Consider the following 26759-nt stretch of genomic DNA (forward strand, 5'->3'; position numbering starts at 1 on the left):
TGAGTAAGATCCCTCAAAGACGATGAGGTTGATAGGTCCGGGGTGGAAGCGTGGCGACACGTGAAGCTGACGGATACTAATCGATCGAGGACTTAACTAACAGGTTGCAGCTTGATGGTTCTCTTATTTAGTTTTCAGGGTGCAAAGGTTTAAAAAACCTCTTGCATTTTGAATTAAAAATGCTTATAATGGTTTCTGTGCTTCATTAGAATAAAAGAACAGCATAAGGTCTGGTGGCGATAGCGGAGAGGACACACCTGTTTCCATGCCGAACACAGCAGTTAAGCTCTCCAGCGCCGATGGTAGTTGGGGTTTGACCCTTGCAAGAGTAGGACGCTGCCAGGCAGTTTCATTCAACTGCAACTGAGTGCTAACTTTTGGATTATTCCACAGTAGCTCAGCGGTAGAGCCCTCGGCTGTTAACCGAGTAGCCGCAGGTTCGAATCCTGCCTGTGGAGCCATGGAGAGCTGTCCGAGTTGGCCGAAGGAGCACGATTGGAAATCGTGTAGACCGTTTTCACGGTCTCGAGGGTTCGAATCCCTCGCTCTCCGCCATTTATTTTCTTGATATTTGGCCCGTTGGTCAAGAGGTTAAGACACCGCCCTTTCACGGCGGTAACACGGGTTCGAATCCCGTACGGGTCACCATTTCTTTTTATAAGTTATTGCGAGTATACAAATGAGTGCAATATAATGTGCCGGAGGATTAGCTCAGCTGGGAGAGCACTTGCCTTACAAGCAAGAAGCCGCAGGTTCGAGCCCTGCATCCTCCATCACTTAAAATATATGTATTGCATCGTAAGCAAACATTTTAAGTAAGGTATGGTATACTGATATTATTAGTGATATAATGTGATGTGGTTATTTAATTTTCATATCGCGGGGTGGAGCAGTCTGGAAGCTCGTCGGGCTCATAACCCGAAGGTCGCAAGTTCAAATCTTGCCCCCGCAACCAATTTAATTAATGATTCATGCTTATTACCAATGATAACAGTGACAATTGCTTTACATCCTGGTCCGGTAGTTCAGTTGGTTAGAACGCCTGCCTGTCACGCAGGAGGTCGCGGGTTCGAGTCCCGTCCGGACCGCCATTTCAAGTTCAATTGTACATAGTATTGGCTCGATAGCTCAGTAGGTAGAGCAACGGACTGAAAATCCGTGTGTCGGCGGTTCGATTCCGTCTCGAGCCACCTTTAAAATGGAGGGGTAGCGAAGCTGGCCAAACGCGGCGGACTGTAAATCCGCTCCTTCAGGGTTCGGGGGTTCGAGTCCCTCCCCCTCCACCATTTGAATACAGGGGTATAGTTTAATGGCAAAACGAAGGTCTCCAAAACCTTTGATGCGGGTTCGATTCCTGCTACCCCTGCCATAATTCCATTTATGGCGGTCGTGGCGAAGTGGTTAACGCACCGGATTGTGGCTCCGGCATTCGTGGGTTCGATCCCCACCGGTCGCCCCATCATTATTCAATATTGGGCTATAGCCAAGCGGTAAGGCATCGGGTTTTGATCCCGTGATTCGCTGGTTCGAATCCAGCTAGCCCAGCCAGTACATGCGGAAGTAGTTCAGTGGTAGAACACCACCTTGCCAAGGTGGGGGTCGCGGGTTCGAATCCCGTCTTCCGCTCTTTTGCTTCCTTTGGCGGTATAGCCAAGTGGTAAGGCAGAGGTCTGCAAAACCTTTATCACCGGTTCGAATCCGGTTACCGCCTCTACTTAGTGATTATGCCTGAGTGGTGGAATTGGCAGACACGCAGCACTCAAAATGCTGTGCCTACGGGCGTGTGGGTTCGAGCCCCACCTCAGGTATCGATATAGCAGATAAACAATTGTGTATAAAAAACAGGGTATGATTACCCTGTTTTTTTATGCGTTAAATTAAATTGTTTTTAGCTGACATCCGCAATCATACCAACCGCAATGCAGGACTCATAATAAAACAACTCCCTGAGTAACAGGGAGTTGTTGTCTATAGTGTCATCTTATTATTTATAAATAATCTCTTCTTAAGGCCTCTCCAGATAGGGGCGATATATAACTTGGTGCGACATCATATACGGTTTTGGCCCCAAATTGTTTTTCCTGACTTAGTCTGAAGGCTGCACGTGCATAGGCGACCAGAACACTGGCAGTGAATTCAGGGTTACTGTCTAATGCAAGCGAAAACTCGTACAACTGCTGATTAGTGCTGCCTGTCTGACCGCTTTTAATAATGAACCCGCCATGTGGAGCTTTGGCATGATCACGTTCCAATTCTTCATCTGAAATAAAATGAACGTCTGTATGATAATCAGCAAAATAATTCGGCATTGTCTTGATTTCTTGTTCAATTGCGGCTTTGTCGGCATTTTCTTCTGCAACCACATAGCAAACACGCCTATGTTTATCAGACTTTGATAATTCGGGATTAGCACCGCTGCGTACTTGCTCAATCGCTTCTTCGGATGGGATAGTGTACTGAACACCATTCTTAACACCGTTGACGCGTCTTACAGCATCGGAGTGCCCTTGGCTGAGGCCCTCTCCCCAGAATGAATAACTTTTGCCCTCCGGTAAAATGGCATCAGCCATGACACGATTAATCGAAAATAAGCCCGGATCCCAGCCAACTGAGATAATAGCGGTTGTTTGATGATTGGCTGCTGCGTCATTGACCGTTTGATAGAATTCAGGGATCTTAGCATGGGTATCATAACTGTTAACCGTATTGAACATACTAGCGAAATGCGGCGTCTGTTCTGGCAAATCTGTAGCTGAACCGCCGCAGAGCAGCATTACATCAATAGCCGACTGGTAATCCTCAGCGTGATCAATATGTACAGCTTGTACACCAGGTTCATTAATATTCAGTGATTCAGGTTCCCGCCTTGTAAAAACAGCTACAAGGTCCAAATCAGATGTTGCTTTGATCGCTTTGGCGGCACCTTTACCCAGATTGCCGAAGCCAACGATTCCAAGTTTAATGTTAGAGCTCATATCCATTTCTCCTTATTTTGAGAAAAAATTTAACTTGCTCCTATTAGCTTAAATAATTTTAATCGTGAAAGCAAATATCCAGTACTGGCCAGCTAATCATGTATGTGGAGATCCCTGGACATAATTATAATGTCACCGTTAGATGGTTAGTCTAAGCTTACCCGGTTAAGAAAGCAGGTTTGTTTAATGAACAGAGCACTTACAATTCTCAGTATTATCGGTGTTCCGGTATCCGTTGCTGGTGTTATTTTTCAATGGCCAGCTGTCATGATGTTTATTATTTACTGCTTAACAATTATTGCGCTGGCCAGTGTGATTGGCAGAGGAACGGATAGTCTGGCGATCGTTATGGGTCCCAGAATTGGCGGACTGCTCAATGCAACGTTTGGCAATGCAGTCGAATTAATTATTTCGTTTTTCTCCCTTAAGGCTGGGCTGATCAATATTGTTCTGGCTTCGTTTACAGGGTCTATCCTGGGAAATTTATTGCTTGTGGCTGGACTGTCTTTTTTTGTGGGTGGTCTGAAATATAAACGTCAATCGTTTGCTGTTCAGCAGGCAAGGCATAATGCTGGACTGCTTATTTTTGCTGTCATTGTGGCTTTTGTAATGCCAGTCGTGTTTACTGAGACGATGAACAAGCAGGATACAATGGTTATGAGTGCTGGTATTTCTATTATTTTAATTCTGTTATATATGGCTGCGATGTTGTTTAAATTTGTTACCCATCGCGGTGTCTATCAGGGTAAAGATAATGCGGAGGAGAGTAAGAAAGAAGAAGAAACGCCTGAATGGGGTAAAGTTAAGGCGATGATCATATTGGCTACTGCGACGATAGCTGTTGCTTATGTGTCCGATCATTTGGTGGATACGTTCGAAGTGGTTGGTGCTAAGTTTGGGCTGTCTGAGCTATTTATTGGTGTCATGATCGTTGGAATTATTGGCAATGCGGCTGAACACGTTTCAGCTGTCTATATGGCCTATAAAAATAAAATGGAAGCTGTTATGGAGATTGCGGTCGGCTCCACATTGCAAGTGGCTATGTTTGTGCTGCCGGTTCTTGTTTTGCTGTCGCTTCTGTTCAGCCCAAGGATGCCGCTTACGTTCACTATGCCTGAGCTGGTCGGTATGGTAACGGCTGTTCTGTTAATCAATATGCTCTCAACGGACGGTGATTCGAACTGGTTTGATGGTGCCGTCTTATTGGGTGCCTATATTATCATGGGCATTGGATTTTATTTTGTTTAAATACCGACAAAAATAATGCATGGCTGTGGGCAGGAACCGTGGCAGCCATGCATAGTGATATTGAAAACTGTTTAGGTTTTAACTTATTATTGTGCTGTTAAACCGCCATCCATGACAAATTCGGAGCCAGTGCTGTAGCTTGACTCGTCTGAAGCGAGGAACAACACAAGATTTGATACTTCCTCAGGTTTAGCAATGCGCTTGTTTGGAATGCTTTTAGCAAATTCGGCAACAGCTTCTTTTGTATCAGCCTGAGCAATCATTGGTGTTTCAATTGCCCCAGGATGTACGGAATTAACACGGATGCCCTGATCAGCAAATTCAAGAGCAGCCGATTTGGTCATGCCGCGGACAGCAAATTTAGTATCGGTATAGCCAATTGCACCGCCTACAAGACCATTCATTGAGGAAATGTTAATAATTGATGCATTTTCGGCTTTTTTCATTGATGATACAGCAGTTTTCATACCTAGAAAGACGGAAATCTGGTTAAGACTGACGACTTTGTGATAGTCATCCAGCGTCATCTCTTCAATCGATTTGGTAGTTGTAATACCTACATTATTAACCAAGATGTTAATTAGTCCAAATGCTCTTTCAGTCTCAGCGACGACGTTTTCCCAGCTTTCTTGATTCGTGACATCGAGCTTGATGAACTTAGCATTGTTTCCAAGTTCATCAGCAAGGGCTTGTCCTTTTTCTTCAAGAATATCAGCGAGAACAACTTTTGCACCTTCACTGACAAATCTGCGGGCGTGGGACTCGCCCATACCTTGTGCTGCACCTGTAATAATCGCAACTTTTCCGTCTAATCTGCCCATGATGAATTCCTCCTAAGTAGTTGATCCGGCAGCGAATTATAAATTAATAAACCACTCAGCTGCCTGTTTTCCATTACTTTTTTATAAGTATTATGTTTTACGATTATATCGTAACACTTAATGGTATCAGGTTAAATCGTTTAGCCTTCAATGATTTAAATTTTTCTGCCCCTTAATGCGCTGCGGAAAGATAAAAAAACACCCTGGCTATTTTGCCCAGGGTGTATGCAGGATTTTTCCTCATGTAATGGATGCCTGATAGATCGAGTCAACAGCTTTTCCAAGTGTTTCATTAAATGCTTCGTCTGTCTGGCTGACATTTAGATCTTGTGTCAGAGCTCGGGAAAAGCTTGCAATCAGGTTGTTATTTTCTTTTAGTTTTTCATTTGCATCGTTCGTTTCATAGCCGCCGGAAAGGGCAACGACACGTACGACATTTGGATGTTCAATCAGTTCCTTGTACATATTGGAGACCGTTGGAATAGTCAGTTTAATCATAACAAGATCGTCCTGATTGAGGCTGTCTAGATGCTTTTGAATCTCCGCTTTCAGCAGTTCTTCGCATTTTTCTTTTTCCGGGCTGTTAATATCCACCTCTGGCTCGATAATCGGAACCAAGCCGGCATCGACGACTTTTTGGCCAATTTCAAATTGCTGATCGACAACGTCTTTGATGCCTTTTTCATTGGCTTCTTTAATGACAGAACGCTCTTTTGTGCCAAAAATATGGCGCTCGTTTGCCCGCTTCAATTTGTCGTCAAGGTCATCGATAGGCTTCATCAGCTGCACGCCATTTTCTTCTTCAGCAAGTCCTTTGTCGATCTTCAAAAAAGGGACGACCCCTTTTTCATCGGCTAAATAGTCCCCGGTGTAGAGACCGTCAATTTCACGGTCCATCGTATGTTCGAATAAAATAGCACCGATAATACGGTTCGAGTCAAAAGCGGGGGATGTAATAATCCGTGTCCGCATCTCATGTACGAGATCGAACATTTGCTCATTCGTGTCATACTGATCCTCGGGAATGCCATATAAAGCAAGTGCTTTAGGTGTACTGCCGCCACTCTGATCAAGAGCTGCAATAAACCCGTCAGCATTTTTCATTTGGTCAAGTTGTTTTTGATTCATGTATTTCACTCCTTTTTATCATTGTAAGCTCTCTCTTTAGGGAAATAAGCTATTGGATCAAAAGTGCTTCTCAAAATTATTATATCATGAAAACAAGTCGTGTAATAGTCAATCGCATAAGTTAGCCAATTAGCAGAACTGATTGTTTATTCAGAAAAAAAGCAGGCAGCTAATCCCGCTGCCACTAGGGGTTAAACATTTTTCTTCTCATCAATTTAAATTTGTATTATGATATCCCTTTGGTGAAAATTGATTGTCATGATAACTGGAGGAACAACTATGTCTAATCGCAATAAAGGAATCCTATTATTATTGGTGTCGGCATTAGGTTTTTCGCTTATGGGCGCTTTTGTCAAACTTTCCGGTGATGTGCCTACGATACAGAAAGCCTTCTTTCGCAATATTATCGCCAGTATTATAGCTGTAGGCTTCGTTATCTATAATAAGGAAAGATTATTCGGCAAAAAAGAAAACCAGAAATACCTGCTTTCTCGTTCAGCCCTTGGTGCAGTGGGGATGGTGCTTAATTTTTATGCGCTCGATCATCTCGTGCTGTCGGATGCGGAGATGCTGAATAAGCTCAGTCCGTTCATACAGATTATTCTGTCGGCTATTTTTCTTAAAGAAGCGGCCAGGCGCTTCCAGGTTGTAGCCGTTATCATTGCGTTTGGCGGGGCCCTGTTCATTATTCAGCCGGATTTTTCGGGTGAATTGCTTCCGTATATTGGCGGTGTTTTTGGCGCGTTTTTTGCAGCAAGTGCCTATACAATGCTGCGGGTCCTGGGTGATAAAGAAAAACATTACACGGTTGTATTCTACTTTTCTTTGTTTACAACGCTCTTGCTCCTGCCGTTCACAGTTGCTATGTATGAACCGATGACGTGGCAGCAATGGGTGCTGCTCATTCTTGCAGGTGTTTTTGCAACTGTCGGTCAGTTTGGCATCACACTTGCTTATAAATTTGCACCAGCAAGTGAGATCTCAATCTTCTTATATTCCTCGGTTGTTTATTCAGCGCTTTTGAGTATTGTGCTGTTTGGCCAGATTCCGACACTATTCAGTGTTTTAGGTTACGTGATCATATTCGGGGCATCATTCTATATGTTTTTGAAAAACAGCCGAATGGATAAACAGGCAAAAGAACAGGGATAAAAGGCGCTGTTATATGAACGAAAAGCGGCCCCAGACATTAAAGTTTGGGGCCGCTTTTTGTAGAGGCGAGTATTTATCTATGTAAATTTTTGTAATAATCATAAAACATGATTGACATTTTAGTGACAATTCTGTTTAACTGTAATAAATAGACAAGTCTGACCGTAACGATTTAAATGATCCTAAGAACAAAAAAGAGGGAGGCACTTATGGCACAAATTGAAGCATTTTTAGATCAGGTGAGTGGTCTTGTATGGGGGGTTCCTTTACTTGTACTTTTGGTAGGCACAGGGGTTTACTTAACAATCAGGCTTGGTTTTTTGCAGATTCGTTCGCTGCCTTATGCGTTAAAACTTGCCTTTACTAAAAGCAATCAGGACAAACAATCAGATGGCGATATTTCGCACTTTCAGGCACTTATGACAGCTTCTGCCGCGACAGTGGGCACTGGCAATATTGTCGGGGTGGCAACGGCAGTTGTTCTGGGTGGACCTGGAGCTATTTTATGGATGTGGGTAGCTGGTTTTTTCGGGATGGCAACCAAGTATGGTGAAGCGATACTGGCTGTCAAGTACCGTGTGAAAGATGCTGACGGCAATATGGCCGGCGGTCCGATGTATTATCTGGAACACGGCTTAAAACAGAAATGGCTCGGCGTATTGTTTGCGATATTCGGCTCCCTTGCAGCCTTTGGTATTGGCAATGGGACACAGGCAAAGGCGATTGCTGATTTAATGAACGACACATTTTCTGTGCCATTTTGGCTGACGGGGATTATTCTTGTCATATTCGCGGGATTGGTTATTCTTGGCGGTATTAAGTGGATCGGCCGGGTAACATCATTCTTTGTTCCGATTATGGCTGTATTTTATATCGCTGCCGGATTGTTTGTCATGATAACGCATATTAATCTAATACCGGAAGCGATTGGAACGATTTTTACGTATGCCTTCAGCGGCGAGGCAGTCGCAGGCGGAACGGTTGGTGCTGTTATCCGCTTTGGTGTTGCCCGCGGGTTATTTTCCAATGAAGCAGGGCTGGGATCGGCTCCTATAGCAGCCGCTGCAGCTAAAACGGACTTACCCGGCAGACAGGCCCTGGTCTCCATGACGCAAGTATTAATTGATACCTTTATTGTTTGTTCCATTACTGGTATCACCATTGTTATGAGCGGCAATTGGCAGGACGCATCCATCGAAGCAGGCGTACTGACGTCTTCTGCTTTTGGCACATTGTTAGGCAGTGCGGGCCCATATTTAATCACGATCGGACTGCTGTTTTTCGCCACATCTACCATACTGGGATGGGGCTACTATGGGGAGAAGTGCTTTCAATACCTGTTCAAGAGTGCGACTGCTGTCAAGATCTATCGTACTGTGTTTGTTCTGTTCATTTTTGTTGGTGCAACAGCCTCCCTCGATGCTGTCTGGACACTGGCGGATATCCTGAACGGTCTGATGGCTGCTCCTAACCTGATTGGTCTGCTTGGACTGTCGGGGATTATCGTATTTGAAACGAAACGTTTTAAACAGAAATCAAAGGAGGAAAAAGAACAAAAGGACGCATCGTAATTTAATGGCTGTATTACAAATAAGCTTGCGGTTATTTTCACTTTCCGCAAGCTTTTTTAATGATTCCAGAGGAACTGGAGTCATGATTAATGCGCTGAGTTAAAAGACATAAAATTTAAAATAATGGATTAAATAGAGTCTTCTAGATCATTCAAAGAAGACGAACAAGCTCCATATATGTATAAATAGCCATTTTATTCCTTGAAACAATGCAATATATTAAAATAATTAAGAGGATCGCATTAATGTTCGTATTTAATCACTTTTTCGTCAGAATACTCATTTAACGTTTTGTCAGTATTTTGTTACGATTATAAACAGTTGTTCAAAAACGGTCAGGCCGTGATTATAAGGCTGTTGAGATCTTTTTGGATGATTTGGGCATTTCTTTAAATAGATATTACAAGAGGGATATTTATTTAAAGACTTGCAGTATTATAAATACTAGGGGGTTATTTTATTTTTAGTAAACGATTTAATATTCGTTTAACTGTTTTCGCATTAGTTCTGATGCTGTCAATGCTCTTAGCAGCATGCGGCGGGGACGACAGCGAAGCGGAAGGTGACAGTAATGCTTCGGATGGCAGTGATTCCGAAGACACTGAAGAAACAAGTGAAGGACCTGAAATTGGTCAAAAAGAATTAACGGAGCCTTACGTTGCTTGGGCCCGTGAGACAATCAGTACCGAAATGCTAAACCAGCTGCTTGAGAAAGTTGGTTATAATGTTGATACTAAACAGGTAGAGGCTGGCCCGATGTTCTCAAGTGTCGCGGAAGGTGACGCTGATTTCCAGACATCGACATGGCTGCCGGCAACCCACGAATCCTACTGGGAAGAATACGGTGACAGTCTTGAAAAAGTGAATCAGGTGCTGGACCAGGCGCCATTGGCTCTGACTGTTCCAAGTTACATGGAAGATGTAAACTCAGTTGAAGATTTGAAAGGTAATAAGGAACTTGGCGAATCAGTAGACTGGAAGATTATTGGAATTGACCCTGGTGCCGGTATTATGGAAAATACCGGGAAGGCACTTGAGGAATATGGTCTGGACAAATGGGAGCTTACAGAAAGCTCAGAAGCTGCAATGCTTACTGAACTGCAGTCAGCTATGGATAACGAAGAACCGATTGTTGTTCCGCTTTGGAAGCCGCATTGGGCTTTCGGTTCATTGGATCTGAAAATGCTTGAAGATCCAAAAGGCATCTATGGCGGCGATGGCGACCAGATTTATACAGTCGCCCGTAATGATTTGAAAGATGATGCTCCAAGAGCCTACAAAGTTCTGGAACAATATGATGAGTCGTACGATATGATCAATGAAATGATGCCTAAAGTTCATCAAGAAGACAAGGATGTCGAAAAAGTGGTTGAAAACTTCCTTAACGATAATCCTGACAAAGTCGACGAATGGCTTGATGGTGTGCCAAGAGAAGATTAATCGTATCGTTTAACAAATGATAAAAAACGGGGATGCTTCAGACGGCATCCCCGTTTTTTATCATGTAGAAATTCAAAATCATAGTATATGCTGAATATAAAATGGTTTCTGGGCACGCCAAAAAAGAAGAGGCTGTTTGATAAAAATATAACATAAAATTTGACACACTTTCATTGAACCTGTATCGTGAAAAATTGTATATTATTTAATACTGGTTCCTGTAAACATAGGTATGCTTAGCAGGCTGCATATGGTGCAGGTATTTAAACTAGGGGGAACTCACTTTTGAAGAATTCGAATCAGCAAACAGAGGGTGTAATTGACAAACCTGTCCTTATTATAAGTGGTGGTATATTACTACTGTTTGTCATTCTGGCTTTGATAAACCAAGATATGGTGTCGGATGGTGTCGATTACTTCTTTGATTTATCGGCGACATATTTTGGACCAATTTATCAAGTCTTGCTGTTAGGAACGTTCATTATTGCTTTGGTATTAGGCTATTCCAAATTCGGAAAAATTCGCCTGGGTAATGTTGATAAGCCTGAAATGAGTACTTTCAGATGGATTTCTATTATTATGTGTACATTGCTCGCGGCAGGCGGCGTATTTTGGGCCGCTGCGGAACCGTTAAGTCACTTTTTAACAGCACCGCCGCACTTTGATGTAGAAAGCGGTACTGCAGAAGCCGTTGCTCCAGCACTTGCAACAAGCTTTGTAGATTGGGGCTTTCTTGCTTGGGTTTCTCTTGGAACGCTTGGAACATTCGTTCTTATGTATGCCCATTATCACCGCGGTCAGCCTCTTAAGCCTAGAGCGCTGTTATATCCAATTGTCGGTGAGAAAATCATGCGGAAAAAGAGTGTATTTGGCGCAATTGTAGATATATTTTCTATCATTTCTGTTGCAGCTGGTACGATTGGCCCTGTTGGCTTTCTCGGACTTCAAGCGGGCTACGCTTTGATGGATTTATTCGGTCTTCCGAATACTCTGACAGTACAGATTGCAATTATTGCGGTTCTCGTTGTTGCAGCTGGTGTGTCTGCTGCTACCGGCATTCATAAAGGTATTCAGCTTATGAGCCGCTACAATGTCATATTATCTATTATTCTTGTGGCAGCTATTGTAGTTCTTGGACCAACGATGTTCATTTTTGATTCGTTCTTAGAATCATTTGGCGTCTATGTTCAGGATTTTGTTGAAATGACCACTCAACGTAGTGATCTTGCCTGGCTAGGCGGATGGATGGTCTTCTTCTTTGCCTGGTTCATTGGTTATGGACCTATGATGGCCATGTTTGTCAGCCGTATTTCTAGAGGACGTACTGTCCGTGAACTGGTAACGGCGGTTGCAGTTGTTGCACCAGTTATTACAACATTCTGGTTTACTATCATTGGCGGGACTGGTATTTCTGAAGAACTTAAGAATCCAGGTTCTGTGTCAGGTCCATTTAATGATGGCGGTCAGCCTGCAGCTATGATGGCTATAGCTCAGAACCTACCGCTAGGAACTATTATTGGATTTCTATTACTTGTTGCTACGGTTGTTTTTGTTCTTACAACAACGGACTCGATGTCGCTTACGATTTCAATGGCGATTACCGGTAATGGTTCTCCTTCCAGATGGCTGCGAGTGTTCTGGGCATTCTTGATAGGTCTAGTCGCAGTCGTTCTGGTTTCATTAGGTGAAGACAGTATCGATTCCTTACAGTCCTTTATCGTGGTCACAGCTGTTCCTGTCTCCTTATTACTCTTGACGACTTTCTGGACTGCTCCGCATGTTGTTAAGAAGCTTTACAAGGAACAGGGATTTGAATAAATATTAATCACCAGGCTGCGTGCTTTGTTTTGCACGCCGCTGAGTGATCTTAAAACGTGGCTTTACGGTTTTTACCGAAAGCCGCGTTTTTTTAATAAGGTGCGAGGTATATTCATATAGTCTATAAGGACCTGCAGAATTCGAATGGGGAGTGAAGGCTATGAAGGTGCTGGTAACTGAGTTAATGTGGGAAGATGGGATTAATGAACTCAAGCGGCAAGGCTGCCGTGTCGATTATGATCAGGAATTGGGGCGGAGAAGGGACGAATTGCTTGAACTGGCGCCTCATTATGATGCGCTGATTGTCCGTAATGAAACACAAGTTGATTCGGTACTGCTTGATGCGGCAAAACATGCACAAGTTATTGGGCGCTTAGGCGTTGGTCTTGATAATATTGACTTAAAAGCGGCTGAGGTACGAAATAAACCGGTGATCGCCGCAAAACATGCAAATGCGACGTCTGTTGCCGAGTATGTGATAGCGGCTATGCTGGATGCTTACCGTCCGTTAATCGAGGCAGATGCAGATGTGCGAAAAGGCCGTTGGGACCGGCGATTTTTTACAGGTTTTGAATTGAATAAACGAACACTCGGGCTCGTTGGAATGGGCGAAATCGCTCAGCGTGTTGCAACAAGAGCCAAAGCATTGGGTATGGATGTTATTGGCTATGATCCTTTTGTGACGCCTTATGATCATATAGTGGCAGAAACTGGTGTACGGCCAGTGGAAACACTTGACACATTGCTTCAGGAATCAGATTTTGTCTCGGTCCATGTCCCATTGACGCGTGCAACGAAGCATATGATTCATAAAGCTAATTTGCCGCTTATGAAACGGCACGCTTATATTATAAATTCAGCCAGGGGCGGCATTGTGCAGGAACAGGATCTGATGGAAGCAGTGAAAAGAGAACAAGTTGCCGGAGCTTATCTGGATGTGCTGGAACAAGAACCGGTACCAAGTGATTCACCGCTTGCGCAAATTGAAGCTATCAGGTTATCACCGCATATTGCGGGTCTGACAGATGAAGCGCAGTCCCGGACAGCTATGCTTGTCGCTCGTGAGGTGATAAATGTTCTGCATGGCAGGGAATCGCTTTGTGCCGTTGTGTGAGCTTGCCCATCAGCTATTACATGACCGTTCATTTAGCGGGTCGAGAGCAGTTAGGAGGGTTGTTTCAAGCGGCAGATGACAACTGCATCTATCATCAGGTGAATTTAAAAATGCTGGATGGCATTCGTTTGTCGGGTAAGGCTTCATTTCATTATAATTATGAATTTAAATCAATGCCGGGTATATTCTTAATGATTATAAATAAGGTATTTACAAAGAAGTCAAATTGATGTATAAATATTTGTAATACAGAGAATAAAACAGATATTGGATTACCTAAGCAGTTGCTTAAGTGAGGTCATTATCTCGCTGGGGATGGAAAGGCGTGTTTGAGTTCTTTGTCTGTCAATCGATGGGAGGGGTTTTATGCTGGTTGAAGAGGATTATGTCACGCGTGAAAATGTCGTTTATGCCACAATTAATGAAGCGAAACAGCAAGTGCTCGACAGGCTGCTGGAATCAGGTTATCGCTGTATTCCTGTTCTTGATGAAGACGGTCACACGTATGCCGGCAACATTTATAAAGTTCATTTATTGAGTGAACAGCTCGATAATCAGTTTACTGGTTCCATTGAGCAGCTGGTAGCGGATCAAAACGATGGTTTTGTATATCAGGACAATTCTTTTGTTAAAGTGTTTTCGTCCATTAAAAAGCTTCCCTTTTTAGGGGTTGTCGATCGTGATAAACACTTTCTCGGTATTTTGACGAACGGCAATATCCTCGAAGTGCTGGAGAATGCATGGGGCGTTCACAACGGCAGTTATTCGCTCACGATTGGCACAATTGAGTATTCGGGTGCTCTGCAGCGTATGCTTCGGGGTGTTAATAAATACTGCAATGTGCAAAGTGTGATTTCGCTGAATAATAATTCGCAGTTTGTGCGCCGCGTGTGCATTGTTTTGCCTGATGATGTTGATGAGCGTCTGATGAGGCAGGTTGTGGAGGAACTCGAAAAACTGAATTTCACTGTGACGGATATTGAAAACTTATAACCAGTCAGTGGTGGTATAACAAGCGCGGGGCGATTTGCCTCGCGCTTTTTTTGCTGGTTTCTGCTGGAATCGTGATGTTGGTGGTTGTTTTTGACTGTTTTTGCTGGTATTCTGATGATTAGGAGGCTTGATGGCATGTTAAATGAAGAACGGCATCAGTTAATTTTAGATCAATTGAATCAGCACCAGATTTTAAAGTCACAGTATTTAATGGATGCTATCGGCTGTTCTGAATCCACGATCAGACGTGATCTGGACCATCTGGAAGCGGAAGGGAAACTGATCAGAATTCATGGCGGTGCCAAACGAGCCTACCAGCTCGATACGGAACAAACAACAAAAGAGAAATCATTCAAAAACGTTCAAAATAAAGATATGATCGGCCAAAAAGCGGCTGGTCTGATTGAACATCGGGATGTTATTTATATCGATGCTGGCACGACGACACTTGCGATACTGCCATACGTGACGGATCAGAGCATTACGGTCGTGACCAATGGTATTCAGCATGCTTCCATGCTTGCAGATCAGGGAATTGAAACATTCCTGACAGGCGGCAGAATTAAGCATGATACAAAGGCAATGATAGGATCACAAAGTTTACACGATCTCAGCTATTACCGATTTGATAAAGCTTTCTTAGGCATGAATGGTATTGATTCAGCATTTGGCTGTACAACACCGGATCCTGAAGAAGCAGTACTCAAACAAACAGCTCACAAGCAGGCAGCGATAACATTTTTGTTAGCGGATCAAAGCAAATGGGATAAAATCAGTTTTACCAAAGTGTGTGATCTGGACGCAATTACAGTCATCACAGATCGCTTGAATGAGCATTTGAATCATTACAGAGAGAAAACAAACATCATGGAGGCTGTGCAATGATCTATACGATAACACTTAACCCATCCATAGACTATGTTGTTCACACGCCGTCATTAGAACTTGGTGCGTTAAATAAAGCAAACACCTGTATGACATTTGCAGGCGGCAAAGGAATTAACGTGTCACGGATGCTGCATGAACTGAGCTATGATACGACGGCTTTGGGCTTCACGGGCGGTTTCACTGGTGACTTTATAACCGGTGAGTTAAAGACAGCAGGGCTGGCCACCGATTTCACCCCGATTCAGGATGACAGCAGAATTAATATTAAATTAAAATCAGAAACCGAAACTGAAATTAACGCTCCTGGTCCAACGATAACAGCGCAGGAAGCGGATGCCTTGCTGCATCAGCTTGACGGTATATCTGATCAGGATACGCTGATTTTATCAGGCAGTACACCGCCGTCATTAAGCCACAGCTTCCGGCAGCAGCTGATCCAGCGCATGGCTCAGACGGGGGCTCAGCTTGTGTTCGATACGACAGGTGAGGCACTAAAGACTGCCCTTAGCTTTAAGCCGCTGATTGTTAAGCCGAACCAGCATGAACTGGCTGAATTCTTTGGCGTCACACTTCATAATCGGCAGGATATTAGTCGCTGCGGACAAAAACTGCTGGATCTGGGTGCCCGGCATGCGCTTGTGTCTCTTGGCGGTGACGGCGCCTTGCTGCTGACAGACAATGGTGTCTATCATGGATCGGCACCGACCGGCCAGGTGAAAAACTCGGTTGGCTCGGGTGACTCGATGATTGCCGGATTCACAGGCAAATGGGCGGAAACAGGTGATGTTACGGACGCGTTCTTACTTAGTCTAGCAGCCGGAAGTGCCACCGCGTTTTCGGATGATCTGGCAGAAAGAGGAGCCATTGAGGATTTGACCAAAAACATTACGATTCAACGCATCGATTAACAGGGAGGGACCAGTGACATGGCTATTTATGACATGCTGCGTAAAGATATTATGATTATGGACATGGAGGCTGACACTAAAACAGCTGCCATTGATGAAATGATTCATGCCATGGCCGAAAAAGGCATTGTGAGCGATACGGACACATTCAGACAGGCGATTTTCGAACGTGAAGCCCAAACATCGACTGGGCTTGGCGATGGGATAGCGATGCCGCACGCCAAAACAGATGCCGTCAGCGAGCCGGCTGTCTTGTTTGCGAAAAGCAAAAACGGTCTCGATTATGAATCGCTTGATGGCAAGCCGGCGTATTTATTTTTTATGATCGCTGTCCCAGACGGTGCGGATGATACGCATTTAGAGACATTGGCGGCATTATCACGCAAACTGATTGACCAGGATATTATAGCCCGGCTGATGGATGCAGGAACACCTGATGAGGTTCAGGCTATTTTCAAACAGGAAGAGCCGGAATCCGGTGAAGCAGATACTGATGCGGCAGATACAGCGCAAGCCGAAAACCGGCCGTTCGTCGTAGCTGTAACCGCTTGCCCGACCGGCATTGCCCATACGTATATGGCGGAAGATTCTCTGAAAAAGCAAGCCAGCGAAATGGGTGTTGATATTCGTGTTGAAACAAATGGTTCAGACGGTGCAGCAAATGTGCTGACTCAGTCCGAAATTGATCAGGCATCCGGGGTTATCATTGCTGCCGATAAAAATGTTGCTATGAACCGGTTTGATCAGAAACCGGTGCTTGAGCGTCCGGTCAGCGCCGGCATTAATAACGCAGAGGAACTGATCAGTAAAGCTGTCAGCCAGGACGTGCCAATTTTTCATAAAGATGAATCTGCTGAAACGTCTTCTGAGGACGAGACAGCCACTTCTTTTTGGCGTTCAATTTATAAAGATTTGATGAATGGTGTTTCACACATGCTGCCTTTTGTTGTCGGCGGCGGCATTTTGATGGCGATTTCTTTCTTAATTGAAGGGGTTGCCAGTGACGACAGCGAATTATTCAAGTTTTTTAATACAGTGGGAAATAATGCATTTGACTTTCTGATCCCGATCCTTGCCGGCTACATTGCCATGAGCATTGCGGATCGCCCCGGGCTGATGCCTGGTCTTGTCGGCGGTGTTATGGCAGTCGACAGCAATGCCGGCTTCCTGGGTGGTCTGGTCGCCGGTTTTCTGGCCGGTTATATCATGCTGTTAGTGAAGCGCTGGTTCCGCGATCTGCCTAAGTCGCTGGATGGTTTGAAGTCCGTTTTGATTTATCCGGTCATTGGCTTACTTTTGACTGGCCTGCTGATGTATGTGGCGATTGACCCGGTTTTCTCAACTATTAACACTGGTATGATCAGCTTTCTGGAAGGTCTCGGAACAGGGAATGCCGTTATTCTCGGCGCCTTGCTTGGCGGGATGATGGCTCTTGATATGGGTGGTCCTTTTAATAAAGCGGCTTACACATTTTCAATTGGTATTTTTACTGACACGGGTGACGGCAGTCTGATGGCTGCTGTGATGGTTGGCGGCATGATTCCGCCAATTGCCATTGCACTGGCTACGACGTTCTTTAAAGCGAAGTTCACCGAAGAAGAGCGTCAATCAGGCTTGACGAACTATGTGATGGGCTTGTCGTTTATTACAGAAGGTGCTATTCCGTTTGCGGCAGCTGATCCGCTTCGTGTCATCGGGTCATCCGTGATTGGCGCTGTTATCGGCGGTGGGCTGACACAGCTCTGGCATAGTTCGATACCAGCTCCACATGGCGGCATATTCGTCATTCCATTGGCTGATCACGCAATTTTGTTCCTGCTTGCCCTTGTGATCGGTTCGGTTATCGCAGCACTTATTCTCGGTTTGTGGAAAAAACCTGTGCAGACATGATGACCGGAGAAGGTTGGGCATAACGAAATGTATCAATTTTAAAGACGAGTGCTAGGGCCGCCTGCGGAAGGCGGCTCTATTTCCGGGGCGGTTGATTGGCACTCCCCGATTTAATCGGGTTGTTCGAATGATATTTCAGGTTTTCCAGTTATAGTTACCAAACTGAGCTGGCTTTGGTTAAGAAAGCGAATTGGCAGTCTTGTTGTGCCCAGTCCGCTGTCAATGTACACGTACTGTTCTGGACCAAGCTGATAGGTTCCTTTGTCCAGTTTAGGATAAACGCCCTGGCCGGGTGCGACCAATGCCCCGATAAAGGGGAAACGCACCTGACCGCCATGCGTATGGCCGCTTAAAATCAGATCAGCCGGTATACTGTCAGCTATGGTGACGATTTCCGGGGCATGGGCCAGCAAAATGGTATAGTGGCTGCTGGTTAGTCCGCAAAATGCGTCATCGAGGTTATCACGTTCTGTTGCCGGATCATCAGTACCGGCCAGATTAACCGTCAGGCCCCTCTTAGTCAATTGGACATTCCGATTGGCTAAAATGGTAATGCCCCGCGCGTACAGACTGCTGAGAAACGCGTTTGTTCGATTATTTCCCCATTCATGATTCCCTGGAACAAAGTAGATATGTTTGTTAATGGCAATCAGCTGATCAATCAGTGATAAAACATTGCTGAATGAGGTTGTTTTCCGGTCGATAAGATCGCCTGTCAGCACAATTAAATCAGGATCAGCCTGTTTGACTGTGCGGATGAGCTGCTTGTTGTCAGGACCAAAGACATGGTCGTGCAGGTCACTGATCTGCAGTACGGAAAGCATTTCCCCCTTTGGCAATTTGCCGCTGGAGAGGAATACCTCTTTCAGTTTAAAATGATACGTATCCCGATATATCCTCGCTGAACAGGTGATCATAACGAGGATAAACCCTAGAATAGCCAGCAGTTTTTTCATGGGCACCACCTCACGTTCAAACAAATACGGAACAACGTTAGTGTAGCACAGTCTTTTTGTCAAAAGCCATTTTTTAAATGACAGTTAAGCTGAATGGTTCACATAAGTGTCACAAACTTCCCGTCTAAGTGTGACATAGATCACATTTAGTGACGTCATTGGGGTTTATCATAATATGTACAGGATCAATCCTGATCATGAAAACAATGATGGAGGGACCAACATTGAGTCTGGATACTGAGAAACTAAACATCGTAAAATCGAGTGCACCTGTTCTGAAGGAACACAGTAAAGCGATTGGCACGCATTTCTATGAACTGTTATTTGCTAAAGCCCCTGAGCTTCGTCATATATTTAATCAGACGAATCAAAAACGCGGCCTTCAGCAGGAAGCACTGGTCTATTCGGTCTATGCTGCAGGTGAAAATATAGACAGCCTTGAAAACATTCAGCAGCTTGTGGAGCGCATTGCGGAAAAGCACGTATCGCTTGGTGTTAAACCCGAGCAGTATGCGGTTGTTGGCGAGGCATTGCTTCAGGCAGTTAAAGATGTTCTGGGTGACGCGGCCACAGATGAGATTATGGACGCTTGGGGCGAGGCCTATCAATACATTGCTGATCTGTTCATTGACCTGGAACAGCAAAAATATGCAGATACTCTCCAGCAAGAAGGTGGCTGGCAAGGATTTCGCAACTTTATTGTGACAGAAAAAGTCCAGGAAACCCCTGATATCATTACGCTGACATTGAAACCGCAAGATGGCGATTCTATCCCTGATTATAAAGCTGGACAATATCTGACGTTAAAACTGGACATTGAAGGTGAACCTTACACACATATGCGGCAATACAGTTTGTGCGGCCCTTCTGGAAAAGATTATTATAAAATAGGCGTTAAACGGGAAAAAGGCCGTAATGGCATGCCTGATGGCGTCGTATCAAGTTATCTGCATGATCACGTGGCAGAAGGGGATATACTGCCGTTTTCTGCTCCTGCGGGTGACTTCACCATCGCAAGCGAGGATAAACCGCTTGTCCTCTTGAGCGGCGGCATCGGCATGACACCTGTTGTCGGGATGCTGAATACAATTGCTGAACAGGAACCGAATCGGCCTGTCACTTATATTCATGCCACGCAAAACAGTGCTGCCCATGCCATGAAGGAACAGGTTGAGCAACTCACAGCTGAGCATTCGAACATTACAACGTATGTCTGCTATGACAGTCCGAGTCATGCGGACAAAACAGACCAGCGTTATGATAAAGAAGGCGTTGTTGATCTTCCCTGGCTGCAGTCGATTCTGGAATCCGGAAATAAAGCGGACTTTTATTGTTGCGGCCCGGCACCGTTTATGAAAGCTGTTGACAGCGCCCTTAAAGCGTGGGGTACGACAGGTGAGAACAGGCATTATGAAGTCTTTAACCCTGTCAGTGTGTTAAATGACGCTTAAGCTATAGGCAAGGTATATAATGGTGTTATGAAACAGCCTCTGTTACAGATACTAACCCTATCATGTAATGGAGGTGTTTTTTCTATGGCGCAATATGAAGACGATAAGGTTAAGGAACAAAGCCAACGTTCCGGTCTGTCGTATAATGAAGCAAAAGAATGGATTGCCCGGACAACCGGCGGCCATGGGACCCATATTTATAGTGATACGAATACAGCAGAGGTTAAACGGCAAAATCAGCAGTCTGCGGCTAATCAGCGCAAAGATCAGTAATCCTCCCTGCCAGAAGCATAAATGCCACGCAGTGTTGATCTGTGTGGCATTTTTTCCAAAAAAGAGCAGTTTATGATATAATGGTAAAATATGTTGTTTTTTATCAGCTCATGTTTTGCTGGGCAAAAGGGGAGGAGCTTTTATGTCAATTTTGGCACTGGCACTTATTATCGTCTCAGCCTTCATGCATGCAACCTGGAATTACTTAGCAAAACGATCGGAAGGCGGCGATACATTTGTCTGGCTTTATATGGTTGTCAGTCTTCTTGTTTATGCACCTTTTGTGATTGGCTTTATTGTTTTGCAGGGTGTTCAGATTGGCTGGCTGGAAGTGGGCTTCATGGCCGGCAGTGCACTTATTCATTTAGCTTATTCGCTCTTGCTGCAGAAGGGCTATAAAGTCGGTGATCTGTCGCTGATCTATCCGATTTGCCGAGGAACAGGCCCTTTAATTGTAGCCGTAGCTGCCTTTTTTATTTATGGTGAAAAACTTTCGGCAGCCGGGATTATCGGTATACTGCTAATCACATTCAGTATATTTGTTATAACAGGCGGTTTAGACGCCATCAAAAAGGCTTCAACATTGGTGCCGGTCTCCTATGGGCTTCTCATTGGCGTGATGATCGCTTCATATACGCTTCTCGATAAAGGTGCTGTCAGTGTTGTGATGATGCAGCCGCTTATACTGATTTATGGGAGTATTGTGTTTCAAGCGCTTATACTGACTCCGTTTGTCGTGCGGGACTGGCAGCGTGTCCGTCAGGAATGGCGCGAACATAAACAAGAGGCCATTGGTGTTGGCATTTTGAATCAGCTTGCCTATATACTTGTTCTGATTGCTATGACGTTTACGCCGGTGAGTCATGTTGCGCCAGTGCGCGAAATGAGCATTCTGATTGGAACGATTTTAGGCAGTTTTATGCTGAAAGAAGGTTTCGGAATACGCCGGATTGCCGCAGCCTGTACGATGGTTGCTGGCGTGATTACAATTGCGCTGCAGTAGACAATGATTATTTGGCATATAAACGAAAGAGGAGCTGGGACTCAGCTGGTAAAATGATCACTCAAATGCTGTCCCAGCCCTTTCCGTCAGGTTATAAATCGTAATAGATGAATGATAGCGTTAACATTTATGCGCTACTTTACTTGTCTGTATCCTGCCATGTTTTGCCGTCAATGTTATGAGTGGCAACTTTTTCAGCTGGCGTCAACAGCTCTTCGTTTTCCTGTTTTGTTTTTTTAGGTGGACTTCCAGCGACGTCGTTTAAAATAACGGTATTCTTTGTTTCTTTCTGGATGTTTTTAACATGCTTGCGGAAGTGCTTATTGCGTTTCATCATGAACCCTCCATTCCACATACGTGTTGTTAGTTAGTATCAACTCTTATTCGCAAGTTTATGCGATCATCTAACCATTGTGAACGTACCGGAATGAAAGATTCGAAAATTTTATACGTGACTGGGTGACTTTATATTGTTCTCAGCAGCAATCTTTTCAAGAGCGGGGCGAAGTGATCTGGCAGATCGGTCACAGTCGGGATCATAAGACGTTCTTTTCCGTAAATATTCTGCATCAGGCTGTCTTCCTGTTCGCCGATTTCTCCCTCAGCAAGGAAGATGCCGATGACGTCGATATCTTTTTTGCGTGTTTCGGATACAGCCAAGTTTGTATCGATTATCCCGTTTTCCGTATAGTCGGCAGCTGCCGGTTCCCCGTCTGAGAAGACAAGGAGAAAGCGGTTCTTCTCGCTTCTTGCTGAAAGTTCTTCAGCAGCAGCACGGATACTGAAGCCATCACGGTTGTCTTCCTGGGCTTCCAGCTGCATAATGCGCGCACTGTCCGACTGATAAAGCGAATCATTAAATGAATGAATGACATGGAAATAATTAGGCTGATAATTATCTTTAACACTGGTTGCCTCTTCCCAGAAGCCAATAATGGTATGCGGGATAGCCAGACTTTTAAGCACTTCATGAAACAGTACAATGCCTTTTTTCGTATCTTCCATTTTGTCTAACATCGAGGCTGAACAATCGACCAAGAGTGTAAAGGCAGCATCCAATTCCTTTGATTCTTCGTTTTTCTTATAAAACAGCCGCGGAAATTCATCTGTAACGACCGGCAGCAGTTTTTTTGATAAACGGCCTGAGGTTAATTGACGCCGTGGTGCCTGGCGTTTATATTCCAGCATTTTTTCAATCGTCCGGGACAGTCTGCGTTTGATTGGTGCGATATCCTCAGCAAACGCTGCATATTGTTCGGTTTCAGATGGTGTCGACGCTCTGGCTTCTTTTATGATTTTAACGGCATTCTGGTTTTCCCGGCCATAAACATTGCCGGACGATGATTCCTGCTGCTGGTCCTGCTGTTTAGGCATAGCTTCCATATTGGCGTAATCATTCTGGTCGCTGCTGCCGGATGAGCCTTGCATTGAAGCAAGAGCCTGGTCGCCTTCCTCAGTTTCACGAGCACCTTCGCCCATCAGGCTTGAGCGTGTTCCTTCTTCCAGATCAAACTGCATAAAGTTTTGGCTGCGGTCGGCATTTTCGTTTTCACTGTGCCACGTGGCGAATTCCTGCTCGAACGTTTCGCTTTTTTCCGTGCTGGGATCCTCTTCTTGACTGTCATTGGCCAGTGGATCCGTACGTGTAAGCTTATCAAAGGCTGTTTCTTCTGTGCCGCCGGTCAGATCTGCAACCGGAAAAATAAAATAAGTATGGGCCATGTCAGTATAATTTGGTTCTACGCGGTCGCGTATTTGATTGGCCAGCTCTACCGTATCACGCGACCTTTTCGCTTCAAACAATTGAAAAAGCAGGGGTTTCAGTGTTTCCAGCTGATCAGTCTGTTGTCTGTTAGCCTGTGTGAACACAGGGTCTGGTGTATCAGATTCAATCAAAAGGTAGATAAGACAGAACAATTCATCCAATGCAAGACTCCGTGTGATGTTAGCCTCCAATTGCTGGGTGAAAAACCGTTTCAAATACACCCGGCGAGTGGCAAATAATTCAGTGGTGCCTGGACGCTCGCGTTTAATAAATTCTTCCAGGCGGATATTTTCAAGTAATGTGATCAATTGATTCCCGAATTTCGGAAGAGCGGAATGGTTATTCGCTTGCAGGCACGACTGCAGATCGCGGATGTTGGATGCAGTTAACGTTCCAATTGCTCTGAGAAGGATGTCTGTTTTCGCGCCAGCTTCATGGGTTTTGACGTCTCCGATTCCCCAGTTGGCACTTGCTGTGAGCTTCATGCTGGACTGGTCAAGATCAATCGCTGATCCATAGGAATAGTAGAAGTTTATGTCAGGGAAGCCCGTAAGCACAGAAGCCAGATCCTGCAGCTGGCGAAATAGCCGGGTATCAACGTTTGTTTCACGAAAGCGGAACATGGTGATTCTCCTATCCATATGATGTAGCCCATTTTAGCCGAATAAGGTTTCGGCCATCGTCATGACAAATTCTTTTTCCCGGTCTTCTTCCAGTTTATCGGCAATGGCGCGTTGAATCGCTCGTTTTGGCGGGATAAATGCACTTAAGTCACACGCATCCACTAAAGCACGGATTGATGCAGCGTCTTCAGCCAGTTTGCCCTGGGAAACGGCTTCAATCAGGTCACTGGAAAGGCGGACAAACAAGTCGATTGTGCGTCCTTTTTCCAGCCGGCTCGTATTCTGGATCAGCTGTTTTAGCTGTTCACCTTGTAAATAGGGAATATCGATTACGACAAAGCGGTTTTTCAAAGCTTCATTAAGTGGGACCGTTCCGACATAGCCTTCATTAATGGCTGCCACGACGCCAAAGCCATCTTCGGCCGTAATGATTTCCTCGGTGAACGGGTTGGTGATCGTCCGGCGGTAGTCCAGCACGCCATTGATCAGCGGGAGGGTTTCCGGTTTAGCCATATTAATTTCATCAATATAAAGAAATGTGCCGTGTTTCATTGCATTCGTCACTGGTCCAGGCACGAAATCAATCACTTGTTGATTTTCTTCGTAGCTGAGTGTTTTGAAACCCATCAGACTTTCCGCATCCAAATCAACCGAGCAATTCACGTTGAACATAGGCTGATTGAATAAGCTGGAGAGTGTCTCTGCAAAACGTGTTTTACCGGAACCGGTCGGGCCTTTCAGCAGGACGTTTTTCCCCATGCTTAATGCTGTAATGGCATCGATTAAAAGGTCCTGTTCGGGCGGCACATAGAGGTCACTCCGGATCAGCTCGCGGAACGCACGGTCCTTTGTCGTGTGGCGGTTGTTCTGAAGTAATTGTCTGATGGCTTCTGGCAGCTGTTCAGTTTGTGTCATATTGGGGCTCCTTTCTTGCAGACAGTTTAACGTTCAGCATCTGTCATTCTGCGCTGCTGCATCTAATGATTTTGTCTGTTCCAGTAATCCTGTTGAAAAACGCCCATCATAAGGGCATCCTGATAGGTCCCTTTCACGAAGAAGTGCTCAGTCATTTCACCTTCTGTGTGGAAACCGGCTTTTTCATAGACATGACGGGCTTTGTCGTTTGCTTTGGCGACAATTAAATAAAGTTTATGCAAATTCAGCATTGAAAAGGCGTAATCCATCGCTAATTGCGTAGCTTTGCCGGCATACCCATTGCCCTGGTGCGCCGGTTCAATCATGATTGAGAATTCCGCGTGACGGTGTCTTGGATCAATATCGGCTATTCCAACGAAGCCGAATGGTTCCTGCCCATCGGTGAGGATAAAGGAACGGTTCCGGTCATTCGCGTTATTTTTCTCAAGCATTTCTTTCAGTTTTTCCATCGACATATGGGCTTCACTGAACCAGTAATGCATCACATCGGTATTGTTCAGCAGTTTGTGCAAGAAGCTCAGATCATCTTTTTCGACTGCACGGAGCTGAATGGTCTTTTCCATGTTAGATTGTCTCCTTTTCCGCTTTGATATAACGTTCATTTTATCAGAAAATACGAGCTTCGTCATGTTTTGCAAATTTGACAACTGGCGGCAATCGACAATTTATTTTTGTATGTGTTTTATAGTATAATAGAGTCATGAAATCATTTACAATAGAATGGTTCTTCCATATTCACGATTGAAGGAGTTTTGAACATGTCAAATATGACGCGGGATTTTTTTATCGGCTTGTCGAACAATCAGTTGTTAAATTCCCAAGCCAAAAAATGGGGCTTTGTCCTGGGAGCTGATAAGTTTGTCGCTGGCACAACGATTCCGAGTGTTATGGAAACGGTTAAAAATCTGAATGCCAAAGGAATCAGCTGCACACTTGATAATTTAGGCGAGTTTGTTGCCAGCAGGGCTGAAGCTGAACAAGCAAAAGATAAGATCATCACACTTTTGGAAACGATTCATCAGGAGAATGTAGCTTGTCATCTCTCCGTTAAATTGACACAGCTCGGTCTGGATATCGATCAGGATTTTTGTATGGCCAACGTGCGGGAAATTCTGGCTAAGGCGAAAGAATACGCCATTTTTGTCAACATTGATATGGAGGACTATGTGCATTACGAGGCTACCATGGCTGCTCTGAAGACACTCCATAAGGACTATGACAATGTCGGCACAGTTGTTCAGTCATATCTGCTTCAGGCTGGGGACGATCTTTCTGATTTGAAAGGTATACGTGTCCGGATTGTTAAAGGCGCTTATAAAGAAAGCGCGGATGTAGCTTATCAGGAGCAGGCGGCTATTGACCGGAACTTTATAAAGCTGGCTGAAGAGCGGCTTTTAGAAGGTACATTCACGTCAATTGGCACACATGATCATCATATCATTAATGAATTGAAGACATTCATACAAGAGCAGGGCATCCCTAATGACCAATTTGAATTTCAGATGCTTTACGGTTTCCGGAATGACTTGCAGCAAAAACTCGCCAATGAGGGTTATCATTTCTGCACCTATATTCCGTTTGGCGATGACTGGTTTGGCTACTTTATGCGCCGTTTGGCCGAACGGCCGCAGAATGTCAATATTATCCTTAAAGACGCGCTTTATACCGAAGATAACAAATTGAAGAAAGGACCGGTCATTGGCGGTGCAGCAGCTGTCTCCGCGCTTCTGATCTGGCGCTTCCGGTCAAAACGCGGTAAAAAAGCATAACTGACAGACCAAAAGAGGAGGTGACATAACAAAACAA

General features: G+C 44.7%; 21 protein-coding genes, 14 tRNA genes, 2 rRNA genes and 1 pseudogene. 30 read left to right on the plus strand and 8 right to left on the minus strand.

Annotated features, from left to right (window positions below; all coding sequences use genetic code 11):
- From ACFQU8_RS10710 to ACFQU8_RS10785, 16 genes are all read left to right on the plus strand, one after another.
- Window positions 1–100 (plus strand): 23S ribosomal RNA (locus ACFQU8_RS10710); the annotation flags it as partial.
- A gap of 129 nt (window positions 101–229) precedes the next feature.
- Window positions 230–345 (plus strand): 5S ribosomal RNA (gene rrf / locus ACFQU8_RS10715).
- A gap of 41 nt (window positions 346–386) precedes the next feature.
- Window positions 387–461 (plus strand) — tRNA-Asn (locus tag ACFQU8_RS10720).
- Between the two features lies 1 nt (window position 462).
- Window positions 463–555, plus strand: a tRNA-Ser gene (locus tag ACFQU8_RS10725).
- A gap of 18 nt (window positions 556–573) precedes the next feature.
- Window positions 574–648 (plus strand) — tRNA-Glu (locus ACFQU8_RS10730).
- A 52-nt stretch (window positions 649–700) separates the two neighbouring features.
- Window positions 701–773, plus strand: a tRNA-Val gene (locus ACFQU8_RS10735).
- Window positions 774–878: 105 nt separating this feature from the next.
- Window positions 879–955: transfer RNA gene (locus ACFQU8_RS10740), tRNA-Met, on the plus strand.
- Window positions 956–1014: 59 nt separating this feature from the next.
- Window positions 1015–1091: transfer RNA gene (locus ACFQU8_RS10745), tRNA-Asp, on the plus strand.
- A gap of 26 nt (window positions 1092–1117) precedes the next feature.
- Window positions 1118–1190 (plus strand) — tRNA-Phe (locus ACFQU8_RS10750).
- 10 nt (window positions 1191–1200) lie between these two features.
- Window positions 1201–1286, plus strand: a tRNA-Tyr gene (locus ACFQU8_RS10755).
- Window positions 1287–1295: 9 nt separating this feature from the next.
- Window positions 1296–1369: transfer RNA gene (locus ACFQU8_RS10760), tRNA-Trp, on the plus strand.
- A 14-nt stretch (window positions 1370–1383) separates the two neighbouring features.
- Window positions 1384–1459: transfer RNA gene (locus ACFQU8_RS10765), tRNA-His, on the plus strand.
- A 14-nt stretch (window positions 1460–1473) separates the two neighbouring features.
- Window positions 1474–1548: transfer RNA gene (locus ACFQU8_RS10770), tRNA-Gln, on the plus strand.
- 6 nt (window positions 1549–1554) lie between these two features.
- Window positions 1555–1626 (plus strand) — tRNA-Gly (locus ACFQU8_RS10775).
- Between the two features lie 14 nt (window positions 1627–1640).
- A tRNA-Cys gene (locus tag ACFQU8_RS10780) sits at window positions 1641–1711 on the plus strand.
- A 15-nt stretch (window positions 1712–1726) separates the two neighbouring features.
- Window positions 1727–1808 (plus strand) — tRNA-Leu (locus ACFQU8_RS10785).
- Window positions 1809–1988: 180 nt separating this feature from the next.
- On the opposite strand, the gene ACFQU8_RS10790 is transcribed toward ACFQU8_RS10785, so the two are convergent.
- Window positions 1989–2975, minus strand: coding sequence for a diaminopimelate dehydrogenase (locus tag ACFQU8_RS10790; protein WP_382359732.1), 987 nt, complete (start codon window positions 2973–2975; stop codon window positions 1989–1991).
- 180 nt (window positions 2976–3155) lie between these two features.
- Here ACFQU8_RS10790 and cax point away from each other — a divergent pair.
- Window positions 3156–4223: pseudogene (gene cax / locus ACFQU8_RS10795) on the plus strand (calcium/proton exchanger); the annotation flags it as partial.
- 86 nt (window positions 4224–4309) lie between these two features.
- Here the strand turns inward: cax and ACFQU8_RS10800 are convergent.
- Together ACFQU8_RS10800 and ACFQU8_RS10805 are read right to left on the minus strand one after the other, a co-directional pair.
- Window positions 4310–5044 (minus strand): glucose 1-dehydrogenase, encoded by a 735-nt coding sequence (locus tag ACFQU8_RS10800; RefSeq protein WP_382359735.1) that lies wholly within the window; start codon window positions 5042–5044, stop codon window positions 4310–4312.
- Between the two features lie 240 nt (window positions 5045–5284).
- Window positions 5285–6172 carry a fructose bisphosphate aldolase gene (locus tag ACFQU8_RS10805; RefSeq protein WP_382359738.1) on the minus strand — a complete coding sequence of 296 codons (888 nt, stop codon included), beginning with the start codon at window positions 6170–6172 and terminating at the stop codon, window positions 5285–5287.
- Between the two features lie 279 nt (window positions 6173–6451).
- On the opposite strand from ACFQU8_RS10805, the gene ACFQU8_RS10810 reads away from it, so the two are divergent.
- From ACFQU8_RS10810 to ACFQU8_RS10850, 9 genes are all read left to right on the plus strand, one after another.
- Window positions 6452–7324 carry a DMT family transporter gene (locus ACFQU8_RS10810; RefSeq protein WP_382359741.1) on the plus strand — a complete coding sequence of 291 codons (873 nt, stop codon included), beginning with the start codon at window positions 6452–6454 and terminating at the stop codon, window positions 7322–7324.
- 209 nt (window positions 7325–7533) lie between these two features.
- Complete coding sequence (locus tag ACFQU8_RS10815; RefSeq protein WP_382359745.1) at window positions 7534–8895, plus strand: alanine/glycine:cation symporter family protein; 1362 nt, start codon at window positions 7534–7536, stop codon at window positions 8893–8895.
- Window positions 8896–9405: 510 nt separating this feature from the next.
- A complete protein-coding gene (locus ACFQU8_RS10820; protein WP_382359748.1) occupies window positions 9406–10335 on the plus strand; it encodes a glycine betaine ABC transporter substrate-binding protein in 930 nt (309 codons plus the stop codon).
- A gap of 285 nt (window positions 10336–10620) precedes the next feature.
- Window positions 10621–12153 (plus strand): BCCT family transporter, encoded by a 1533-nt coding sequence (locus ACFQU8_RS10825; RefSeq protein ID WP_382359751.1) that lies wholly within the window; start codon window positions 10621–10623, stop codon window positions 12151–12153.
- 160 nt (window positions 12154–12313) lie between these two features.
- Window positions 12314–13267: a hydroxyacid dehydrogenase gene (locus tag ACFQU8_RS10830; RefSeq protein ID WP_382359754.1), complete on the plus strand. Its 954-nt coding sequence runs from the start codon at window positions 12314–12316 to the stop codon at window positions 13265–13267.
- A gap of 366 nt (window positions 13268–13633) precedes the next feature.
- The gene (gene cbpA / locus ACFQU8_RS10835; RefSeq protein WP_382359757.1) at window positions 13634–14260 is read left to right on the plus strand and encodes a cyclic di-AMP binding protein CbpA; all 627 of its coding nucleotides are present in this window, start codon (window positions 13634–13636) and stop codon (window positions 14258–14260) included.
- A 135-nt stretch (window positions 14261–14395) separates the two neighbouring features.
- Window positions 14396–15145 carry a DeoR/GlpR family DNA-binding transcription regulator gene (locus tag ACFQU8_RS10840; RefSeq protein ID WP_382359760.1) on the plus strand — a complete coding sequence of 250 codons (750 nt, stop codon included), beginning with the start codon at window positions 14396–14398 and terminating at the stop codon, window positions 15143–15145.
- Window positions 15142–16056 carry a 1-phosphofructokinase gene (gene pfkB, locus ACFQU8_RS10845; RefSeq protein WP_382359763.1) on the plus strand — a complete coding sequence of 305 codons (915 nt, stop codon included), beginning with the start codon at window positions 15142–15144 and terminating at the stop codon, window positions 16054–16056. The genes ACFQU8_RS10840 and pfkB overlap by 4 nt, the downstream gene beginning before the upstream one ends.
- Window positions 16057–16074: 18 nt before the next feature.
- On the plus strand, window positions 16075–17946 hold the full coding sequence (locus ACFQU8_RS10850; protein ID WP_382359766.1) for a PTS fructose transporter subunit IIABC: 1872 nt from the start codon (window positions 16075–16077) through the stop codon (window positions 17944–17946).
- 110 nt (window positions 17947–18056) lie between these two features.
- Here the strand turns inward: ACFQU8_RS10850 and ACFQU8_RS10855 are convergent, their stop codons facing one another.
- On the minus strand, window positions 18057–18902 hold the full coding sequence (locus ACFQU8_RS10855) for a metallophosphoesterase (protein WP_382359769.1): 846 nt from the start codon (window positions 18900–18902) through the stop codon (window positions 18057–18059).
- 197 nt (window positions 18903–19099) lie between these two features.
- On the opposite strand from ACFQU8_RS10855, the gene hmpA reads away from it, so the two are divergent.
- From hmpA to ACFQU8_RS10870, 3 genes are all read left to right on the plus strand, one after another.
- Complete coding sequence (gene hmpA / locus ACFQU8_RS10860) at window positions 19100–20353, plus strand: NO-inducible flavohemoprotein (RefSeq protein WP_382359772.1); 1254 nt, start codon at window positions 19100–19102, stop codon at window positions 20351–20353.
- A gap of 84 nt (window positions 20354–20437) precedes the next feature.
- Window positions 20438–20626 carry a gamma-type small acid-soluble spore protein gene (locus ACFQU8_RS10865; RefSeq protein ID WP_382359775.1) on the plus strand — a complete coding sequence of 63 codons (189 nt, stop codon included), beginning with the start codon at window positions 20438–20440 and terminating at the stop codon, window positions 20624–20626.
- Window positions 20627–20768: 142 nt separating this feature from the next.
- Window positions 20769–21629, plus strand: coding sequence for an EamA family transporter (locus ACFQU8_RS10870; protein WP_382359778.1), 861 nt, complete (start codon window positions 20769–20771; stop codon window positions 21627–21629).
- A 139-nt stretch (window positions 21630–21768) separates the two neighbouring features.
- Here the strand turns inward: ACFQU8_RS10870 and ACFQU8_RS10875 are convergent, their stop codons facing one another.
- From ACFQU8_RS10875 to ACFQU8_RS10890, 4 genes are all read right to left on the minus strand, one after another.
- Window positions 21769–21963, minus strand: a complete 195-nt coding sequence (locus ACFQU8_RS10875; protein ID WP_382359781.1) for a hypothetical protein — start codon at window positions 21961–21963, stop codon at window positions 21769–21771.
- Window positions 21964–22094: 131 nt separating this feature from the next.
- On the minus strand, window positions 22095–24017 hold the full coding sequence (locus tag ACFQU8_RS10880; RefSeq protein ID WP_382359784.1) for a vWA domain-containing protein: 1923 nt from the start codon (window positions 24015–24017) through the stop codon (window positions 22095–22097).
- A gap of 33 nt (window positions 24018–24050) precedes the next feature.
- Window positions 24051–24932 carry an ATP-binding protein gene (locus ACFQU8_RS10885; RefSeq protein WP_382359787.1) on the minus strand — a complete coding sequence of 294 codons (882 nt, stop codon included), beginning with the start codon at window positions 24930–24932 and terminating at the stop codon, window positions 24051–24053.
- Window positions 24933–24994: 62 nt separating this feature from the next.
- Window positions 24995–25516: a GNAT family N-acetyltransferase gene (locus tag ACFQU8_RS10890; protein ID WP_382359790.1), complete on the minus strand. Its 522-nt coding sequence runs from the start codon at window positions 25514–25516 to the stop codon at window positions 24995–24997.
- Window positions 25517–25711: 195 nt separating this feature from the next.
- Here ACFQU8_RS10890 and ACFQU8_RS10895 point away from each other — a divergent pair, with 195 nt between their 5' ends.
- Window positions 25712–26722 carry a proline dehydrogenase family protein gene (locus ACFQU8_RS10895; protein WP_382359793.1) on the plus strand — a complete coding sequence of 337 codons (1011 nt, stop codon included), beginning with the start codon at window positions 25712–25714 and terminating at the stop codon, window positions 26720–26722.
- Window positions 26723–26759: the final 37 nt, after the last annotated feature.

The sequence above is a fragment of the Lentibacillus kimchii genome, from assembly GCF_042666895.1.
GTDB classification, from domain to species: domain Bacteria; phylum Bacillota; class Bacilli; order Bacillales; family Amphibacillaceae; genus Lentibacillus; species Lentibacillus kimchii.

Excerpts from the sequence above, each read along its gene's own strand:
- ACFQU8_RS10790 (WP_382359732.1), bottom strand. The coding sequence starts at position 2,975 with ATGAGCTCTAACATTAAACTTGGAATCGTTGGCTTCGGCAATCTGGGT.
- ACFQU8_RS10800 (WP_382359735.1), bottom strand. The coding sequence starts at position 5,044 with ATGGGCAGATTAGACGGAAAAGTTGCGATTATTACAGGTGCAGCACAA.
- ACFQU8_RS10805 (WP_382359738.1), bottom strand. The coding sequence starts at position 6,172 with ATGAATCAAAAACAACTTGACCAAATGAAAAATGCTGACGGGTTTATT.
- ACFQU8_RS10810 (WP_382359741.1), top strand. The coding sequence starts at position 6,452 with ATGTCTAATCGCAATAAAGGAATCCTATTATTATTGGTGTCGGCATTA.
- ACFQU8_RS10815 (WP_382359745.1), top strand. The coding sequence starts at position 7,534 with ATGGCACAAATTGAAGCATTTTTAGATCAGGTGAGTGGTCTTGTATGG.
- ACFQU8_RS10820 (WP_382359748.1), top strand. The coding sequence starts at position 9,406 with ATGCTGTCAATGCTCTTAGCAGCATGCGGCGGGGACGACAGCGAAGCG.
- ACFQU8_RS10830 (WP_382359754.1), top strand. The coding sequence starts at position 12,314 with ATGAAGGTGCTGGTAACTGAGTTAATGTGGGAAGATGGGATTAATGAA.
- cbpA (WP_382359757.1), top strand. The coding sequence starts at position 13,634 with ATGCTGGTTGAAGAGGATTATGTCACGCGTGAAAATGTCGTTTATGCC.
- ACFQU8_RS10840 (WP_382359760.1), top strand. The coding sequence starts at position 14,396 with ATGTTAAATGAAGAACGGCATCAGTTAATTTTAGATCAATTGAATCAG.
- pfkB (WP_382359763.1), top strand. The coding sequence starts at position 15,142 with ATGATCTATACGATAACACTTAACCCATCCATAGACTATGTTGTTCAC.
- ACFQU8_RS10850 (WP_382359766.1), top strand. The coding sequence starts at position 16,075 with ATGGCTATTTATGACATGCTGCGTAAAGATATTATGATTATGGACATG.
- ACFQU8_RS10855 (WP_382359769.1), bottom strand. The coding sequence starts at position 18,902 with ATGAAAAAACTGCTGGCTATTCTAGGGTTTATCCTCGTTATGATCACC.
- hmpA (WP_382359772.1), top strand. The coding sequence starts at position 19,100 with ATGAAAACAATGATGGAGGGACCAACATTGAGTCTGGATACTGAGAAA.
- ACFQU8_RS10865 (WP_382359775.1), top strand. The coding sequence starts at position 20,438 with ATGGCGCAATATGAAGACGATAAGGTTAAGGAACAAAGCCAACGTTCC.
- ACFQU8_RS10870 (WP_382359778.1), top strand. The coding sequence starts at position 20,769 with ATGTCAATTTTGGCACTGGCACTTATTATCGTCTCAGCCTTCATGCAT.
- ACFQU8_RS10875 (WP_382359781.1), bottom strand. The coding sequence starts at position 21,963 with ATGAAACGCAATAAGCACTTCCGCAAGCATGTTAAAAACATCCAGAAA.
- ACFQU8_RS10880 (WP_382359784.1), bottom strand. The coding sequence starts at position 24,017 with ATGTTCCGCTTTCGTGAAACAAACGTTGATACCCGGCTATTTCGCCAG.
- ACFQU8_RS10885 (WP_382359787.1), bottom strand. The coding sequence starts at position 24,932 with ATGACACAAACTGAACAGCTGCCAGAAGCCATCAGACAATTACTTCAG.
- ACFQU8_RS10890 (WP_382359790.1), bottom strand. The coding sequence starts at position 25,516 with ATGGAAAAGACCATTCAGCTCCGTGCAGTCGAAAAAGATGATCTGAGC.
- ACFQU8_RS10895 (WP_382359793.1), top strand. The coding sequence starts at position 25,712 with ATGTCAAATATGACGCGGGATTTTTTTATCGGCTTGTCGAACAATCAG.